Genomic DNA, 16,873 nt, shown 5'->3' on the forward strand with positions numbered 1-16,873 from the left:
CTGCTGTGTTGAACAGCCGACGCGGGGTGGAGCAGTTCGGTAGCTCGCTGGGCTCATAACCCAGAGGTCTCAGGTTCAAATCCTGACCCCGCTACCAATAAGGCTCGGAATCGTTTGAATTTTGAGCCTTTGTTAGATTTGGCATTTTCCGTTTAAACACAAAAGGGGGCCTGACCAGGTCGCCAGACACAACTAAATGGACAGTTTTCCTGACGCTAGACAGTTTTGGTTGTGTACGGCTTGCATGATCATCGACCAGGTAATAATATGCCTTATCGCGCCGCAGGCCCGTCGACAGTCTTTTTCCTTCTTTGCCTCTTCGAAAGCTTCGGCAACTTTTGATTTGCAAATGCCGACTGTCTCGGCAATCCAAAGCAGGGATGCAGCATTTTTCAGATTACCGAAGCACCTTTTCGCACTGTAATTCGGTTCCTTCCTTGAAAAGGGCTCTGAACCGAGAGTTGAATTGTCGATGAACCATGGCACCATAACTTGTTTCTGCGTTTTTCCACGTGTATTCTGCGATTGGTGCACTTGCTGGTCATACATGGCGGAATATTTATAGGGATCGCACGATTTCTTAGTGCTCATCTTATTCTTAGCGCTCATCTTAGCACTCGCCATAGTGTTCAATAGATTCGAAAATTTACTGCAAGTCATATCTTTTTGACACATCGTATAAACCCCTTCAACAAAGGATATTTTGATTCGATTACAATCATATCATTGGCGAAAAGCTCGAACAACCGATTAAGATCCAGCAAAGAATCATCGGCATAGGCATAGCTAAACTTGAAAGACCCCAGAGTTAAAACCAGGGCGTTATCACCTCAATGGAACCGGACAACAATCAACCGGCTAAGCCAATTGAAGTGAATCAATGAACCCGTAAACTCACATTGCTGATTATGCCGTCATATATCGGTTTCATAACCAGAGCACTATCGTGGGCGAGGCAAACAGCCATGTCTTGAGACCGCTCAAGCATGTTGCATCCGATAACTGCTAAAAATATGAACAAGGAATGTACCACAGATACCAGCGACGTGCTCATTTAAACAAGATATCAGCCTGCAGGCGCGCACAGCCGACTGGAACGCAGTCACATATTAAAGCAGACAGCATTGCAATATCTGAGAAATATCAATGAACTTACCTGAATCAAAAACCCGACGCGCTTGATACTTAATATTAGAATCCTGAAGTTCTATACGGAAGAGACTACGATCCCGGGGATTAGAGAGTTCTTATCTCCTGGCGTATCCTCGATTGCTGTATCTGCAATCTTCAATGAGTTTGCATTCCCAGACAAGAGGCCAGAATCGTGAGAAATCCGCCGATTCGATAACGCAGCTTGACCAATCCTATTTTCCGCAGATGCTACAAGAAGTCCCATAGATGGAAGACATGATAATCGTTCATTGTATGTTACGCCAAAGCTCTATCGCGCTAATGCACGCAGAAGATAAGGATCAGCAGTCATTGGACTGCCGGATGGATTCTTGCTTGCTATCCTATTTCTGGCTGAGTGCGGTGGAATGTCGGCATTTTCAGCGGTGTCATCCTCGGGAAGGATACACATGGGGACAATACTCTGGGCTTTGTTCTTCATAGCTCGGGTAATTATCTGGTGAATATGGGCAGCCTCAACTTTGCTCGCACGCTGCATGGCACCTATAAGCTCGTCCTCGAAGTAGTAGTGAATGCAGTTGTTGGCCTGGCTTACAGGGTCATCTATGGAGGTAGACCTGCTGTGGTTTTCTCTACAATGGTATTTGTATGTATTTGCAGCCCCGTTATTCCATACCATTCAAGCTTTGCCTGGATTCGTCACAAATGAACAACTGTATTAACGCGCGCCTGGTGTCAGTGGCAAATTCACAACAACAGTCACAGCTTTGACCACCATATCCGACCATCGGTCTGATCATGCTGATGGCCGAACCTCTATACCCATCAGCCGAAAATCTTCGAATTCAAATACGAGAACCACATGAACTCAAACCGGTAAACCAGTATCCGAACCCAAAAGCCACTCGCTCAGAGTCGTAACCACCACAGCTACCTGATAAGTAGACTTCCACCGACTCGAACTTGCTAGCATGATTGCATCAGCACCAAGGAAGGCCGAGGGGGCTCATCATGCAATACACACAACTGGGTAAAACGGGCATCAACATATCGAAAATCTGCGTGGGGTGCATGAGTTTCGGCAAACCAGGCACCATGCACGACTGGACATTGGATGAGGAAGGGACTGACGCGGTCGTTGCGCACGCACTGGATCTGGGCATCACCTTCTTCGATACGGCCAACGGCTACTCCGCCGGGACCAGTGAGGAATATCTGGGAAAGGCGCTTAGAAAGCATACAAGCCGCGACCGGGTGGTCATTGCCTCCAAGGTCTATTTCAATGAAGGGCGACTTTCATCCAAGGCCATCCATCGGGAGATTGATGGGACGCTCAAGCGACTGGGCACCGACTACCTGGACCTCTACATCATTCACAGGTTCGACTATGAAACCCCCATCGAGGAGACCATGGAGGCGCTGAACGATCTGGTCCAGGCCGGCAAGGTGCGAGCGCTGGGCGCCTCAGCCATGTACGCCAGCCAGTTTCAGGACATGCAGAAGGTCGCCCAAGACAACGGCTGGACCCCTTTCAGCGCCATGGAAAACCATTACAACCTGCTCTACCGGGAGGACGAGAAGGACCTGATACCCTTCTGCAGAAAGACGAACGTATCGCTCATGCCTTACAGCCCTCTGGCCGCCGGACATCTGACAAGGCCTACCTGGACCGCCGACACTCTGCGCAGCGCCACTGACAAGGTCTCGCGCGGCAAGTACGACCGGGCCGAAGACAACGACCTGACCATCATTAACCGCGTACAAAAAGTGGCGGAGCAGCACAATGTTCCTATGGCCCAGGTAGCCATAGCCTGGCAGTGGGCCAAAGGCGTTGCTTCACCGATCATCGGAGCCACCAAAGCCCGGCACCTTGACGATGCGGCGGCTGCGATGGATTTGGAACTCACACCCGAGGAAATCGCCTCCATGGGGGAGCCCTACCTGCCACATGAGACCGTAGGAGCCATCGACAGCAATCCTCCCCAGGGCGTGGTGTTGCTGGATGCAGAGGAGAATTGACTCTGCCGACCTCCCTCCGCGTCAGGACTTTCTCCGGCAAACGCTTCGAGGTCGGCTTCCCCAGCTGTGCGCAGGTCTGACGGACTGCAGAACCAACAGCTTTGGTGCCAAACATGATGCGGACACCTCACTAAGGGTCCGATCCCGCAGAAACGCGATGAGCCGGAATCTCCGTCCAATGCGCTTTTGTAAGGTACAAGGCCATAGCATGTCCTTTCTTCATCAAGTGGGATACGAGACGCCGAAAGGATAGGCTCGCTAACGCTGGAAACCGGACCAGACGGCCTGCGGCCGGATTCTGAGCAGAAACTCCGACACTGGTCAGGGTAAGAAGAAAATTTGTTAAATAAAAAGATTTCTGGCAGTTAAAGAGCGAAAGACTCGCTTGTGTCGGTAAGGTCGCGACTGTATGACCCTCTGAAATCTGCCGACGGACTGCTTCACAACGGCATTCTGGTAGAGGCTCGCTGGACTAGCGTGCCCTTGACACATTCGACGCCCTGGTGATCTCGGCCGTCCATCATATCTGCCAGGCAACAGGCCGCCCTGGTACCGATGGCCTTCAGGTTCAGGTCAACGCTGGTTAGCGGGGGACGCGAGTTGCCGACAATGACCTGCCGATTGTCAACCCCAACCACCGATACTCTATCCGGAACGGCAATATGCCGATCATGCAGGATATCCAGACATCCCCGGGCTATCTCGTCGTTGCCGCAAACCACCCCATCGAAGTCGATACCCTCATCCAGCAAGCCAACCATGGTGCGGCGTCCGGTCTCTTCGTTCCAGCCTCCATATCGAACCGTACGCACGGCAGCCAACCCACGGCTATCCAGTTCGGCCATCTCACCCTTGAGTCGCCTGACTGAGGACTGAAAGGCCGGATCGCCGGCAATCAGCACGATTTTTCTGGATCCACCCTCGACCAGATGCCGTACCATCAGCCGCCCGATATCCTCGTTGTCAGTGACGACCGAGCAGTCATGGGGATCCAGGGACGCCTGGTTGGCATAGACAACCGGCACCGGGCAACTAGTCAGCGCAGGCCGCGGATCGGTACGCCATCCGACCATCAGCAGACCTTTGACGCCGTAGGCCAGCAGATTATCTATATGGTGCTGTTCAAGAGCCGGATCCCTGCCGGCGTTGCAGAGAAAAACAGGAATGGACTCGACTCCGAAGTAACTTTCCGCGCCGATCAGGATGGGCATGGAAAACTGGCCGTCCAGGTCCGAAGTGACCAGGCCTACCGATTTGGGCAGGCTTGGGGGCTGGGACTGCTTCTGACGCTCATTGAGTGAAAAGGAGAGTTCTGCGGCAGCCTTGAACACCTTGGCCCTCGTCGGGCCGCTGACCTGTGCGCTGTTGCGCAGCGCCTTGGAGGCCGTGGACACAGCAACCCCCGCCTTGGCAGCAACGTCGGCCAGCGTCACTTTCTTGCTCATCGGATCGCCTCCCGGCTCTGCTGTACTGTAAGCGTCTCCAACCATGGTAACGGAATGAAGCGGCGGTCATGCTCTCCCAGTCACGCTTATTTTTCCTCATTGAAAATTTTCCTAATCCGGTGTTAGCCTATGGGTGTCCGAACACGGGCGGCAGATCAACCGCCTGATCAGCAGACAGTGGGAGCGCCACCATGGTCACCTTATTTCACCCCCAGCCCGGAACCATACCAGTGACCACCGAGTCGGGCGCAGTTCTGGCCGATTCAGGGGTCCGGCCTAATTGGCTGCTGGATCATGGGGAGGATTCTGCCGTGCAAATTGCGGTCGGCAATCTCATGAGGGATTTTGCGACTGTGACTGGCCGGGCACAGAGGTCAATCAACCAGATTGATGAGAGCAGCCCGACCATCCGCTTGGGCACTCTGGACCATTCCAGCTGGATCGATTCAGCTGTCTGCTCCGACAAGATTGATCTGACCCCGCTAAAAGACCCCCAAGGAGGGTATCGCTGGGAAGGCTTCACCTTGCAGGTTGTCGACGGCACCCTCTATGTCGTCGGAACCGACCGACGCGGAACAATCTACGGAATCTACGCCCTAAGCCGGGCCATCGGCATCTCACCCCTGCACTGGTGGGGGAACGTGCCGGCACGTCACCATGAACGGATATGCCTGCCTGATGATCTGCGCGTCTTCGACTGGCCCTCGGTCCGATACCGAGGCTTCTTCATCAACGACGAGGAGGAGCTGGATGACTGGGCCCGCCTGCACACTCCGGACGGAACCATCGGACCGACGACCTACGAAAAAGTCTTCGATCTTATTTTGCGACTGGGTGGTAACTATCTGTGGCCGGCCATGCACGTCAACGCCTTCAACGCCGATTCGCGCAACGGTAGGCTTGCCCAGAGCATGGGGGTGGTCATCGGGAGCAGCCACTGCGACATGCTCCTGCGGAGCAACCAGCATGAATGGGACCCCTGGGTAGCCTCGCAGGGCAGGCATGTGGACTATGACTATTCGCTGCCCGGGCGCAACCGGAATATGATTCGGCGCTACTGGTCACAAAGCGTGGACATGAACCGGAACTACGAGGTCACCTGGACCCTGGGCATGCGAGGCATTCACGACACGGGCCTGACAACGCGTACCATCGACGAGGATCCGAACCTGGACCAGGAGGGCCGCCTGCAAGCGCGGGTCGATCTGCTCGGTCGGATCATTCATGACCAGAGAGACATCCTGCGTCAGCACCTGGGCCGACCTCCACAGGAGGTCCCCCAGCTCTTCATTCCTTACAAGGAAGTACTGCCCCTCTACGACGCAGGCCTGGACCTGCCTGAAGACGTGACCATCATGTGGGTCAACGACAACTATGGGTATATGCGCCGCTTCCCCAATCAGGACGAACGGGCACGCAGCGGGGGCAATGGGGTCTACTACCACAGCTCCTACTGGGCGCCGCCGAGGACCAGCTACCGGTGTACTTCATCCACTCCCCTGGCTCTAATGAACGACCAGCTGGGCAAGTGCTGGGATCGGGGCATCCGCCGGGTATGGGTGGATAATCTGGGAGCCATCAAACGCCTGGAGCTGGAGGGGTCCTACTTCCTCCACCTGGCCTGGAACGCGGACGAGGATCACCACAGTCTGTCAGCCCGGGACTTCGTGGCCGCCTGGTTCAATCAGACCTTCGACGACGATCGCGGATCTGAGGCTGCCGACCTGTGCATGAGCTACTACCGGATCAACAATCAGACCAAAATCGAACACCTGCACGAGGACTCCTTCACCCAGACAGGCTACGACGACGAGGCAGGCGGCCGCCTGGCAGCCTTACGGGAACTGGCTGAACGCTCGCACAATCTTGGCAGGAACTTGAAACCAGAGTTTCACGAATCCTACCGGTCGTTGGTTGATCTGAAGATTGCCATGGCCTACTACGTGAACGCCCAGTTCTACCATGCGGACCGCAGTCGTCTCGAGGCCGCCCGGGGCGCCATGCCGGCCGCCGACAGACAAACGAGAATCTCCCATCTCTTCCAGGGGATGATTCGGGCCCTGCTCCATTGGTACAACAAGGAGCTTGCCCAGGGTGGCTGGGACGGCATCCTCACTCCTAACAGGTTCCCTCCTCCTACGCTGCCTCAGTACCCGGCTTGCAGACCGGTGAAGGTCCAACCGGACCAGGGGCTGATCCTGACGCCACAGAGAGCAGAGGAAAGCGTTAAGATCGCCGGCAATAACGATCACGCCAGGCTGGTCTTTGACCCCTATGGCATCGACGACCGGTGGTTTGATCTGGACCTTATGGGCACCCCTACGCAGGAAGTGTGCGTCAGCGCCGATCAGGACTGGATCCGTCTGCCAGAGCAGCGGAGGATCGTCAGGGACGAGTGGCGAATCCATGTACAGGTCGAGAACGCCCCAACCCATGCAGGCCGTCAAGGCACGTTGACCATCATCACTCGTCCCTGCAACCCGGAGGCAACCGAAGAAGCCTGGTCTACCCCGATCAGGGTCGATGTTCTGGTAGGCGAGGACCCTCGTCTCGAGCGAGGATTCACCGGCTACGTTGAGGCGGATGGCCACATCAGCATGGACCCCTCACGCGGACGCGTCAGCCCCGACCTCACGGAGGCCACTACTTGGCTGGCGACCCAAGACCTGGGCCGTTTCGGCCCGGACCTGATGCAGACCAAGGGCTGGAGCGACCCGGAATCGGGAAGCGGGGCCTGTCTGAGCCTGGACTTCTGGCTGAAGACCCCCGGCCGTCATCGTCTGGTAGTTCACCGGCTGCCCACCCTGAACTCACGTGGACGAATTCGCCTGCGTGTCAGCCTTGATGGCAACCGGGGCAAAATCCTGGAATCGCCCACCATTGACGAATTCCGTGGCAACTGGCAGGAAACCATCGTATACAACGCCGAGCAACTGACCATGATCCTGCCCTATTTGGAGGCAGGACCCCACCGGCTGCAGCTGATTGCCGTGGACGACTCCTTCGGCATCGACAAAGTCGTGATCAACACCGGTCTGGAACGACCCAGCCGGCTAGGACCGGCCTTCAGTACCTGGATGGCAAATGACCGGCCCCCCGAACAGGCTGATAACAGTAGTTCTCACGCAACCCACATAGACAGGGCTCAGACCAGCAATCAGATTGCAGACCTTCAGCCAACGCCCACGGTCGAGACCTTGGACCGCCCTCTGCGGAACCTGGCCATCAAGGATTACGGAATCGACCCGGACTGCACTCCGGACGAACCTGTACCCTACTTCGATCAGGACTACTGGCTGCACGGCGGTTTGTATACGCGGCCGAAGCTGGTCTGGCCAGACGAACATCAGCACAAGCAGGACCCCAGCCAGAACAGCGACATCAACAAGACACCAGATCGCATCTACCTTGAGGCCTCCGACTGCCTGAGACAGGATGAGAACGCCTGGCTGTCACAGGATGGGCCACACAATGGCAAACCTCGGAGGGGCTGTTGGGTCCCCACCGATGCCCCCACTCACAGGGGCCGTGGACTGGCCATGCGGACCGAGCCGAGGCAACGGCTCTGGCCCGATCCCGGTCAGGCTCCCGGCATGAACATGGCTTTCCAAATTAGCAAGCCAGGCAATTACCGGATCTGGCTCCTGACCCAGTTCGCCTCCGACCTGGAGGACTCCTGCCATTTGATTCTGGACGGCGATCCGCTGGCCCGGACCGACCTCTTCCCCCGAGGAGGAAGACTGATGACCTTTGCCACCGAGCATGTCTGGGAATGGTCGGAGATGACCGACGTCCAGCTGACCGACGGTCGACACGTTCTGACCTTGGAGCCGGAACGGGCCGGCATGCGCATCGCCCGTGTCTACCTGGCCTGCGATGGATCACGGCCACCTTTGGATGAGCAGTGGCCCCGTTAGAAAGACCACAGACCAGGGGACACGAATGGGCTGGACGCCTGAGATCAGCGGTCAATGCCGACTCCCATGACCCTTAGACACCCGCCTGACCAAGCCGGAGAGAAGCGAGCCGGTCCCGACCGCCGCTGCAACGATGGCCAGCGGAAGAGCCACTGCTGCCCCGGTTTCGGGCAGTGCTTCCCCAAGGGCGTTCCAATCGTCGCTATTGGAACGGACGGCCCGATCCGAGCACAGCAGATGACCTTCGACCATCACGCCCCGAGAATCAGGCTGCAGAGAAGCCTTGCCGGTATCTTCCCGTTCAGGAAGGGACGCCTCCTCTTCTACCGGACAGGGCACCAGCGGACTGCCGATCACCCTGGCCCTGTCGGTGTGCCGACCTGATATGCCCGTCACCGTAGCATGCACGTCCACTGACTGGCCAGGACGGAGCATAAGGGTCGACCAATTATCCGGATAGTGGATCCCGGTCACACGTCCCTGACCCACGATTGTCTGATCCTCCAAATGCAGTTGCCGTGCGGGGAAGATTGCTCCAATCCCATCGCTGGGGTCACGAGGAGAATCATTGGTGATCCGGAAGACAATGGGAACATCGTCATGAGTCCGGAGGGCCTGTTCCGGCTGGTCCCGATCGCCCTTGGGCATACCGCCAGTCTGATCAAATTTCTCTATGTGCAGAGCCGGTGTCATATCGGGCGTTCTGGTCCAGACCGTGTTGGAGACCAGTGTCTTGTCCTGATAGAACTCAGTGAATCGGTTCTCATGATGTTCCACGTTCTTCAGACGCCTGCACTGCAGATAGGCCCTCCAACCGACCGGGCGGTCGCCTGAAGCGCCGACCAAGGCCAGATACCGCGGTGTAGCCTCCACTTTGACAAGACCTGCAGGGTCTGCGGTCATCGTAAACAAAGGACCGCCATGGACATCTGCGGACATGCCCGAACCAGCCATAATCCGTCCATGATGAATCAGGATGCGTCCGTTCTCGTAGAGATCCTGGGTTGCGTAGACGGCCCAATGGCCAGTGAACCGATCCACCGCTGGGTCCAGCCGATCCTCAATCCGCCAGGTTTTCACCTGCGGATAGGCACGTCCGGCCGGCAGCAGACTGGAGTCCAGACGGTAGAGGAAGAGCCGGTCACGGTAGATACTGCCACCATGAGCGCTTCCTCCACCCACGGCGACCACCACATCCTTGGCAGGATTGAGCGGCTTGACCGGATTGGTGACCACGTTGGTCGCTTTGTGCAGGTCGTTGACGATCTGGGTCGCCTGGTTGCGAACCACGTGACCGGTTTCCGCACGGATGACCGTGTAGGGCAAGGCCAGATCGTAGGTGCGTCCCAGCAACCCTTGGTCAATAGACGGTTCTAGGAGGGGATTATGGCCTCGGGCAGCGGCATAGGCAGCCAGATCGGCAGGCTGGGGATACCCTTTGAGGGTCACGCCTGTGGCCGGAACATAGGTATCCACGGTTTTGGCGAAGACCAGGACTGTACCGTTTTTTACCTGAATGTTGAAAGCCTTGGTGTAATCGCGGCCATCGGAACCCAGAACCTCGATGCCCTTGGGATCGATATCCAGGTGACGAGCGTCGTAGCCATCCGTCATGCCCAACCGCCAGACCGGATAGGCGGTGTCTTTTCGGCGGGCGTCCAGACTGATCCGATAGACACCACGGTCGCCCACAAGAAGCACCTTGCCATCGATGCTGATGCCTGGATCATGCGTGCTGACATCGCTCTTTGAAGGATGGAAGTCAGCCGGCGGATTGCTCACCTGGTTGGAGGGAGTCAGCGAGTTGTTCAGCGTCAGCACCCATTGATTGTCCACACGATGATCCGTTGGGGCCTTGGGATCAACCCTGCCCTCGAAGCGCAGGCGGATTCTGGGTTTGCCCCCGGCCCGCCACTGTCTGATACGGGCGGGATCGGTAATGGTTACCCGCAGAATATGATCCTTGTCCTTCCACTTTGTGGCATATCCGGTCTTGGCGATGACATCGCCGCTCTGCAGGTCAGTCACCTCAAGAGTCTGTTTGTCGGGCAAAAACCAGCGGTCATAGACATCCGTCAGGATGATTGATTTGACTGGATAGGCCAGATTGTCAGGCAGGCTGGGCTGGGTATCCAACTGATACTCCAGCCGCTGACCAGGAAAGACCACCTTGCCGTCAACACTGGCCTGCTCCCCGCCCTGACCGGCCTCCGAGATGACATCCTTGCGCAGCGGAGGCAGATACCCGCAGATGCCTGGCTTGTTGGTCTGTACACTCTGCCTGTTGACAGTTTGGGAGCCTGAGTTGGTCAGGGCCTCGCCTTGGTTTCCATGGCCGTCTGGCGCCTTGCAGAAGGTCAGCTCCTGGTCGGGTGTTCTGCCCAGATCCTTGCGAACCTGGGCCGCGCCACCGCCGTTGGCGAATCGGACCGTGAAGGGAACCAGCATGGTGACCTGCATAGGGTCCTCCATCCCCTTGAGACCGCTCAACCATCCGCTCTTGGCCTGGGCCCGCGCGCGAGTGCCTGTCACGCTGATCTCAAAACGGTCGGTCACATCCCTGCCTTTGGTCACGATGTCTCCGACGCTGCTGCGGCGGTAGTGCCCGTCTGCATCCGCCTTGGCCTTGGACACAAAAATGCGGATAGCCCCAGCCCCATCCTGATCAACCAGATAGTCGGCAGCGCTCCAGTCGTCAGTCAAGGCGAAAACCTTAGGGGCCTCAATCAAATGGGCTTCGACAGTAGCGTTGACCACCGACCCCACCCGGTCGCCGTCCAAAAAGACATGTCCGTCAGCACCAGTCCCGTTACTCCATTGGGGGTCTATTACGCTCTTCCACGCCCCCGTGGCAGTGTCTCGTAGGATCCAGGATTTGTCCGGCCTGGGCTTCCAGGTGGGCGTACGACGCTCCGGGGTCGACTGGTCAACCTGCCGGGCAGCGCCCTTCCAGTGGATTCCTCCCTGGTCCAGGATCACCCCGGTCTCCGGCCGGTCGACAGTCACATCCAACTGCCATGCCCAGCGGTGTTCCTCCGGCAGAGCCCCGCCCTTCCAGGTGGCTGTGGCCCGGTCACCAGGCGGCCTGGTCCCTTCGGCGGTGTTGAAAACGAATTGGTCGGTCAGGTCTTCGCCGCTGGTCTGGTCTCTGACATGCTGACCACTGATACGGTACTGCTTGCCCTGAGGGTTGAAGACATCGCTAAAAGTCAATTCGCGACCGCCCCGACCGGTTCCAGTGACGATATGGGTGCGATTGGTCATCCCATCCGCGCTGGTGCCCCTATCCACTTGCTTATCGGGTGGATCCGGTGGCAGATCGGCCGGCTTGGGCTCGTAGTCGTTGAGCATGATCACTACAAGGGAGATGCCCTTTTCGTCGCCTGCATACTCCTCAGCGAATTTGTCCAGATTGTCGTTGGACTGATCCCAGAAGGAGTCGCTGGTCCGGTAGGTCACCCCACGGTTGCTGAAGGTGCTGTTGGCCACCTGGCTACGCCAGTTATCCATCCAAAGCTTGTGAATAGCCACGGAGATTCCATCAAAGATACGTTGGGATCCACGGTAGCCGGCAACCACGCCCACGCCGGTCACCCGGCAGTGGCCCTGTCCGGACTGGTCGGCATGGGCCTCGTTAAAGCGCGCCTGGCAATTGCCGTTGGCCTCATCCAGAGCCTGCCGCTTGACCCGGGCCGTAGTGGCATTTCCTCCGTCCACCACCCCCATCTGGGAGAACGCCCTGTCTACGCTGCCTATCTCATAGCCGCCAAAAGCCCCCTGGTCGTCATCTTTGTAGGCCCAACCCTGCCAGAGCCGGACCTTTTGGCCGCCGGGGGGCACTGGTCTGCCGCCGGCATGACCTGATCCTCCGCCAGCCATGGCAGGAGCAGCCGGCCCGGCAAGGGTCGCCAGGGCAGCCAGAGCCGCCAAGAGGCCGATCCATCTATACTTGTTCATACTCGTCCTCACTCTTCGCCCGCCCCATGCCTTGAGTATGAGCGGCCGCTGGGCATATAGGTGCGTGAGCGGGAGACTGTGGTCGAATGTGCCGCGGGACGGTTATGCTGTGTATGAGACATACCTATGCCGTCCAGACCGAAAAGGAGACAGGACAATGGCAGAGACATTCGACGTGTTGGTCGAGATCCCCCGGGGCTCCCGCAACAAGTACGAGATGGACCACGACAGCGGCCATATCAGGCTGGACCGCACCCTCTTCACCTCCATGGGCTACCCCGATGACTACGGGTACATCGACGGCACCCTGGGCGAGGACGGGGATCCCTTGGATGCCCTGGTCATGATTCCCGACTCGGTCTTCCCGGGCTGCATCATTGAATGCCGCGCCGTAGGCCTCTACCACATGGTCGACGAGGCCGGCGGGGATGACAAGGTCCTCTGTGTGCCCGCCGACGTCCGCTTCGACGCCATCAAGGACATCGACGATGTCTCCGATTTCCACAAGCAGGAGATCAAGCACTTCTTCGAGCAGTACAAGGCTCTGGAACCGGGCAAGGAGGTCATGCCCGGCGACTACTGGACCAACGCCGAGGCCGCCGAGACCCAGATCAGGGCTGCACGCGAGCGCCTGGCCGCCCAGCACTGACCACTCAAGACTGGTCAGCAGTCATAACCACCCCGGCAAGGGCCCAACCGAGCGCCCAAACCGGGGTTTTGCATGCCCAAATCCTCCCAAATTGCGTCTGGCCGTCTACGATTGCGAATTGCGGGTGTGCGCGCAAGGGCAGGAGCGGCTATGACTTTCTATACGTACCAATACCTCAAGGGCGGGCAGACCAACTGGACCATGATCAGGATCATCGTGGTCGTCGTTCTGGCCCTGGCCTTCCTCTTCTTCCTGTTCATGTACTCCCGCCATCGCTGGAACCACAAGTACAAGGATCTGTCCATCATCCTGGCCACCCTGCTCCTCTTGGCTGCGGCCATCCAGTACAGCGACTACACCAATCTGCGCACGGCCAGCCTGCAGAGCGGACAGCTGACCACGGTCATCGACAAGTCCGCCGCCAAGCTCAAGGTCAACCCTGAACAGATCAGCATCAACGACACCTCGCGCAACAACGACATGATCATCAAGACTCCCAAGGGCTACTACACCTTGGTATTCAACAGCTCCGGCTCCGAGTTCCTGCTGCAACGCGCCGACCTGTACCACCCAGACATCACCGTGATCGGAGAGTGACCCATGGATATCAATTTCTACGTCAACGTGGCCCTGAAGCTGATCGTCGGGCTGCTCTTCATCACCCTGCTCATCAATGTGACCGGCAAGGGGAACCTGGCGCCCACCTCGCCCATGGACCAGCTGCAGAACTATGTTTTGGGCGGCATCATCGGCGGCGTCATCTACAGCGACAGCATCTCAATGGCCCAGTACATTGTCATCCTGCTGATATGGGCGGCGCTGATTCTCATCACCCGGTACGCCAAGACCCACATCCATGCAGTGGGCAAGTACATCGACGGTGAACCGGTCACCATCATCAAGAACGGCAAACTGCTGGTCCAGAACTGCCTCAAGGTCAACCTGACCGCCAAGGAGGTGGACTTCAAGCTGCGCACCAAGGGCATCAACGACATCCGCGACGTCAAGCGGGGCATCGTCGAGCAGAACGGCAGCCTGACCATCATCTCCGAGGGTGACAAGGACGTGCGCTATCCGGTGGTCATGGACGGGCGGGTCAATCCCGACGTTCTTGACACCATGGGACGGGACGAGGACTGGCTCGACGAGCAGCTGGCCAAGCAGGGCATACACAAGGTCAGTGATGTGTACATGGCCCGATACCAGAACGGTGAGTTCTACGCCGTCACCTACCAGGACCAATAGCTCCATCCACGCATCAGGAGACAGCCTGACGGCGACCATGGCCCATTGGGCAGGGCCGCCCGGCCTCATGTCATGCTTGATTGTTCCAGCGCTGACAGGTAAAATCTATGTCCATATTGTTATGGCGTAGCATGTGAACGGCATTCGACGAATTCAAAGCCGACTCCAATCGGCAGTTCCGCGCTCGACGCTCCCGAGGCGTAGGCGGGTTTGAGGAGACCTGGTCGAGGCCCATCCCACCGGGGATGAACCCTTTCAAGGAATGCCGTGTTTTTGAAATTGCTGTTTATCGCTTTAGGTGTATCTTCTGACGCTTTTGCCGTCTCCATCAGCAAGGGACTGTCCGTGGACCGACTGCGAGCCCGACATCATTGGCTGGTCGGACTTTGGTTCGGCGGGTTCCAGACTCTGCTGCCCCTGCTGGGATACTTCGCCGCCTCCATGTTGCAGGACTCCCTAGCGGCCGTGGATCACTGGATCATCTTCGCCATACTTGCAGCCATCGGGGTCAATATGATTCGCGAGAGCGTCTATGGCGAGGAAGAAGGAGCGAAGGGCGAGGAAAGCTTTTCCTGGCGACAGATGCTCCCTGCAGCCATCGCCACCAGCATCGACTCATTCGGCGTCGGCGCAGGCCTTGCCTTGTTGGGAATCAACATCTGGCTATCCGCATTGGTCATCGGGCTGGTGACGGCTGCGGCCTCCATTCTGGGGCTGCGCATCGGATACGCGGTCGGGTCCCGCTGGCGCAAACCTGCCAGAATCGCTGGCGGCATCATTCTGATTGTCCTGGGCATCCAGATCCTTCTGGATCACCTGATGAATGCCTGACTCAGAACGTCGTCTGCAAGACCATAACGGCCAGAACCACGATGGAGCCGGCCAGAAGAACCGACATCAGCGCCAGGCCAACGGCCCCACGCCGATCAGCTGCCTCTTGAGTCCAGCGATAACCGGAGGTCATGAGCCCACCCAGCAGCAGCAAGGCCACAAGCACCACCAGAATCGGCATCAGGTCAGGATGCAGGCTTCTGACCAGCTCCGGCAGAAAGACCCACCCCGAGGCGGCGACAGCGGTCACACCGCCCATGGCCGTTGCAGAAATGCCTCGGATAACCATCCGCCGGTCCCGACGCAACATCTGACGAACGAACATAAACACGGCCAGGAGGGCCAGCAGGAATGCCGCAGTCGACAGCCAGGCCCAGAGGGCACCAGGCCCCTGCACGACCAGGGACGGCACCAGAGCGACCAAGACCAGCAAACCAGACACAGCTCGGTCAGGACCGGGTCGGATGCCCCGGCCCACCAGAGGCCAAGAGACCAGCATGGCCAATGCCAGCACCAGGACCAGAACGGCCTGCACCCATCGAGCGACCCGGGGCTCGACCAGCAAACCCGCCGCCACGCCCGGCAGAATCAGGGCCGCCAGGGCCAGCAGCTGCGTCAGGGCGGGCACGCGTCCATCCCGGGTTTCGTTTGAGGTCTGCGCCATGGGTCCTCCTGCCTGTCCCCGTCGGGGAGCCATACGTCACCATCCTAGGGCAAGGCCAACCTGTGAACTCAGAGCCCTGGTGACGGCCCGATTGTACAATGATGACGACTGTTCAAGGAATCCACCCCCGCTATGGACGAACGGACAGGGAAGAAGGTACCGCCGTGACGGATCTGACCTTGATGACCTGCGCCGAGGACCCGGCATCGGTTCTGCCAGCCTTGGCCCTGCTCTCCCATCGAGTGCGCGTCCTGCCCCTGGATGCCGCCTCCCTGGTAAGAATGCCCGAGGACACCGTGCTGCTGATTGACGCCAGCGACGACCTGGCCGAGGCCAAGACCCTCTGCAACCTGACCCGGGCATCGGGCCTGTCCACGCCCATCATCCTGATTCTGAGCGAGGGCGGTTTCACCGTGGTCAATGCCGGCTGGGGCGTGGCCGATGTGATCATTCAGTCCGCATCCCCCGCCGAGGTCGAGGCCCGACTGCGGCTGGTCTGCCAGCGTGTGACACCGACACGCAAGCCGGATGTCCAGCCGGAAGAGGTGGAAGATCAGGTACCCACCGGTCAGGTCCGCTCGGGCGATCTGGTCGTGGACACCGAGAGCTACACGGCCCGAATCCACGGCCGTCCCATCAACCTGGCCTACAAGGAGTTCGAGCTGCTCAAATATCTGGTTCAGCATCCCGGCAGGGTCTTCACCAGAGCCCAGCTCCTCCAGGAGGTCTGGGGCTATGACTACTACGGCGGCACCAGGACGGTGGATGTGCACGTGCGGCGGCTCAGGGCCAAGCTGGGCAGCGAGTACGAGCACCTGATCGGCACGGTCCGCAACGTTGGCTACAGGTTCGACCCGCCCTCCTCGGCAAGGACGACCTCAGCGCCTAAACCGGAGTCGGATGCCGGGACCAATCCAGACCCAGCCGCGCAAAAGGACAGCCAACCCGAACAACCCCAGGATTCCAAGAAGAAGAAAACCAATCAAAGTGACTGATGCATCATCAAATCGAAAGC

At 58.3% G+C, this 16,873-nt stretch carries 11 protein-coding genes and 1 tRNA gene; 8 read left to right on the forward strand and 4 right to left on the reverse strand.

The annotated features are described in order from the left end of the window. Positions 1–20: 20 nt before the first annotated feature. Positions 21–97, forward strand: a tRNA-Met gene (locus tag ACNAOV_RS07945). Positions 98–192: 95 nt separating this feature from the next. Here the strand turns inward: ACNAOV_RS07945 and ACNAOV_RS07950 are convergent. After that, positions 193–609, reverse strand: coding sequence for a hypothetical protein (locus tag ACNAOV_RS07950; RefSeq protein WP_416517261.1), 417 nt, complete (start codon positions 607–609; stop codon positions 193–195). A 1,533-nt stretch (positions 610–2,142) separates the two neighbouring features. Between ACNAOV_RS07950 and ACNAOV_RS07955 the strand changes: the two genes are divergently transcribed. After that, positions 2,143–3,150, forward strand: coding sequence for an aldo/keto reductase (locus ACNAOV_RS07955; protein ID WP_416517262.1), 1,008 nt, complete (start codon positions 2,143–2,145; stop codon positions 3,148–3,150). A 440-nt stretch (positions 3,151–3,590) separates the two neighbouring features. Here the strand turns inward: ACNAOV_RS07955 and ACNAOV_RS07960 are convergent, their stop codons facing one another. Beyond that, positions 3,591–4,595 carry a LacI family DNA-binding transcriptional regulator gene (locus tag ACNAOV_RS07960; RefSeq protein ID WP_416517263.1) on the reverse strand — a complete coding sequence of 335 codons (1,005 nt, stop codon included), beginning with the start codon at positions 4,593–4,595 and terminating at the stop codon, positions 3,591–3,593. A gap of 191 nt (positions 4,596–4,786) precedes the next feature. Here ACNAOV_RS07960 and ACNAOV_RS07965 point away from each other — a divergent pair, with 191 nt between their 5' ends. Beyond that, on the forward strand, positions 4,787–8,512 hold the full coding sequence (locus ACNAOV_RS07965; protein WP_416517264.1) for a glycosyl hydrolase 115 family protein: 3,726 nt from the start codon (positions 4,787–4,789) through the stop codon (positions 8,510–8,512). Positions 8,513–8,563: 51 nt separating this feature from the next. Here ACNAOV_RS07965 and ACNAOV_RS07970 read toward each other — a convergent pair whose 3' ends face one another. Further along, entirely contained in the window at positions 8,564–12,469 is a 3,906-nt protein-coding gene (locus ACNAOV_RS07970; RefSeq protein WP_416517265.1) for an LPXTG cell wall anchor domain-containing protein, read from the reverse strand. A gap of 157 nt (positions 12,470–12,626) precedes the next feature. Between ACNAOV_RS07970 and ACNAOV_RS07975 the strand changes: the two genes are divergently transcribed. The 4 genes from ACNAOV_RS07975 to ACNAOV_RS07990 all read left to right on the forward strand — a co-directional run bounded on the left by ACNAOV_RS07975 (position 12,627) and on the right by ACNAOV_RS07990 (position 15,194). After that, the gene (locus ACNAOV_RS07975) at positions 12,627–13,118 is read left to right on the forward strand and encodes an inorganic diphosphatase (protein WP_416517266.1); all 492 of its coding nucleotides are present in this window, start codon (positions 12,627–12,629) and stop codon (positions 13,116–13,118) included. Between the two features lie 150 nt (positions 13,119–13,268). Continuing rightward, positions 13,269–13,715 carry a DUF3290 family protein gene (locus tag ACNAOV_RS07980; protein ID WP_015022498.1) on the forward strand — a complete coding sequence of 149 codons (447 nt, stop codon included), beginning with the start codon at positions 13,269–13,271 and terminating at the stop codon, positions 13,713–13,715. Between the two features lie 3 nt (positions 13,716–13,718). Next, on the forward strand, positions 13,719–14,363 hold the full coding sequence (locus ACNAOV_RS07985; RefSeq protein WP_416517267.1) for a DUF421 domain-containing protein: 645 nt from the start codon (positions 13,719–13,721) through the stop codon (positions 14,361–14,363). Positions 14,364–14,630: 267 nt separating this feature from the next. Beyond that, the gene (locus ACNAOV_RS07990) at positions 14,631–15,194 is read left to right on the forward strand and encodes a manganese efflux pump MntP family protein (protein ID WP_416517268.1); all 564 of its coding nucleotides are present in this window, start codon (positions 14,631–14,633) and stop codon (positions 15,192–15,194) included. Between the two features lies 1 nt (position 15,195). Here ACNAOV_RS07990 and ACNAOV_RS07995 read toward each other — a convergent pair whose 3' ends face one another. Beyond that, a complete protein-coding gene (locus ACNAOV_RS07995; protein WP_416517269.1) occupies positions 15,196–15,858 on the reverse strand; it encodes a hypothetical protein in 663 nt (220 codons plus the stop codon). A gap of 164 nt (positions 15,859–16,022) precedes the next feature. On the opposite strand from ACNAOV_RS07995, the gene ACNAOV_RS08000 reads away from it, so the two are divergent. After that, the gene (locus ACNAOV_RS08000) at positions 16,023–16,853 is read left to right on the forward strand and encodes a winged helix-turn-helix transcriptional regulator (RefSeq protein WP_416517270.1); all 831 of its coding nucleotides are present in this window, start codon (positions 16,023–16,025) and stop codon (positions 16,851–16,853) included. Positions 16,854–16,873: the final 20 nt, after the last annotated feature.

It is taken from the genome of Bifidobacterium asteroides (assembly GCF_048001765.1).
GTDB lineage: Bacteria > Actinomycetota > Actinomycetes > Actinomycetales > Bifidobacteriaceae > Bombiscardovia > Bombiscardovia asteroides_K.

What these genes read in the sequence shown, in the direction of transcription:
- ACNAOV_RS07950 (WP_416517261.1), bottom strand. Translation starts at nt 609, where the DNA reads ATGAGCGCTAAGAATAAGATGAGCACTAAGAAATCGTGCGATCCCTAT.
- ACNAOV_RS07955 (WP_416517262.1), top strand. Translation starts at nt 2,143, where the DNA reads ATGCAATACACACAACTGGGTAAAACGGGCATCAACATATCGAAAATC.
- ACNAOV_RS07960 (WP_416517263.1), bottom strand. Translation starts at nt 4,595, where the DNA reads ATGAGCAAGAAAGTGACGCTGGCCGACGTTGCTGCCAAGGCGGGGGTT.
- ACNAOV_RS07965 (WP_416517264.1), top strand. Translation starts at nt 4,787, where the DNA reads ATGGTCACCTTATTTCACCCCCAGCCCGGAACCATACCAGTGACCACC.
- ACNAOV_RS07970 (WP_416517265.1), bottom strand. Translation starts at nt 12,469, where the DNA reads ATGAACAAGTATAGATGGATCGGCCTCTTGGCGGCTCTGGCTGCCCTG.
- ACNAOV_RS07975 (WP_416517266.1), top strand. Translation starts at nt 12,627, where the DNA reads ATGGCAGAGACATTCGACGTGTTGGTCGAGATCCCCCGGGGCTCCCGC.
- ACNAOV_RS07980 (WP_015022498.1), top strand. Translation starts at nt 13,269, where the DNA reads ATGACTTTCTATACGTACCAATACCTCAAGGGCGGGCAGACCAACTGG.
- ACNAOV_RS07985 (WP_416517267.1), top strand. Translation starts at nt 13,719, where the DNA reads ATGGATATCAATTTCTACGTCAACGTGGCCCTGAAGCTGATCGTCGGG.
- ACNAOV_RS07995 (WP_416517269.1), bottom strand. Translation starts at nt 15,858, where the DNA reads ATGGCGCAGACCTCAAACGAAACCCGGGATGGACGCGTGCCCGCCCTG.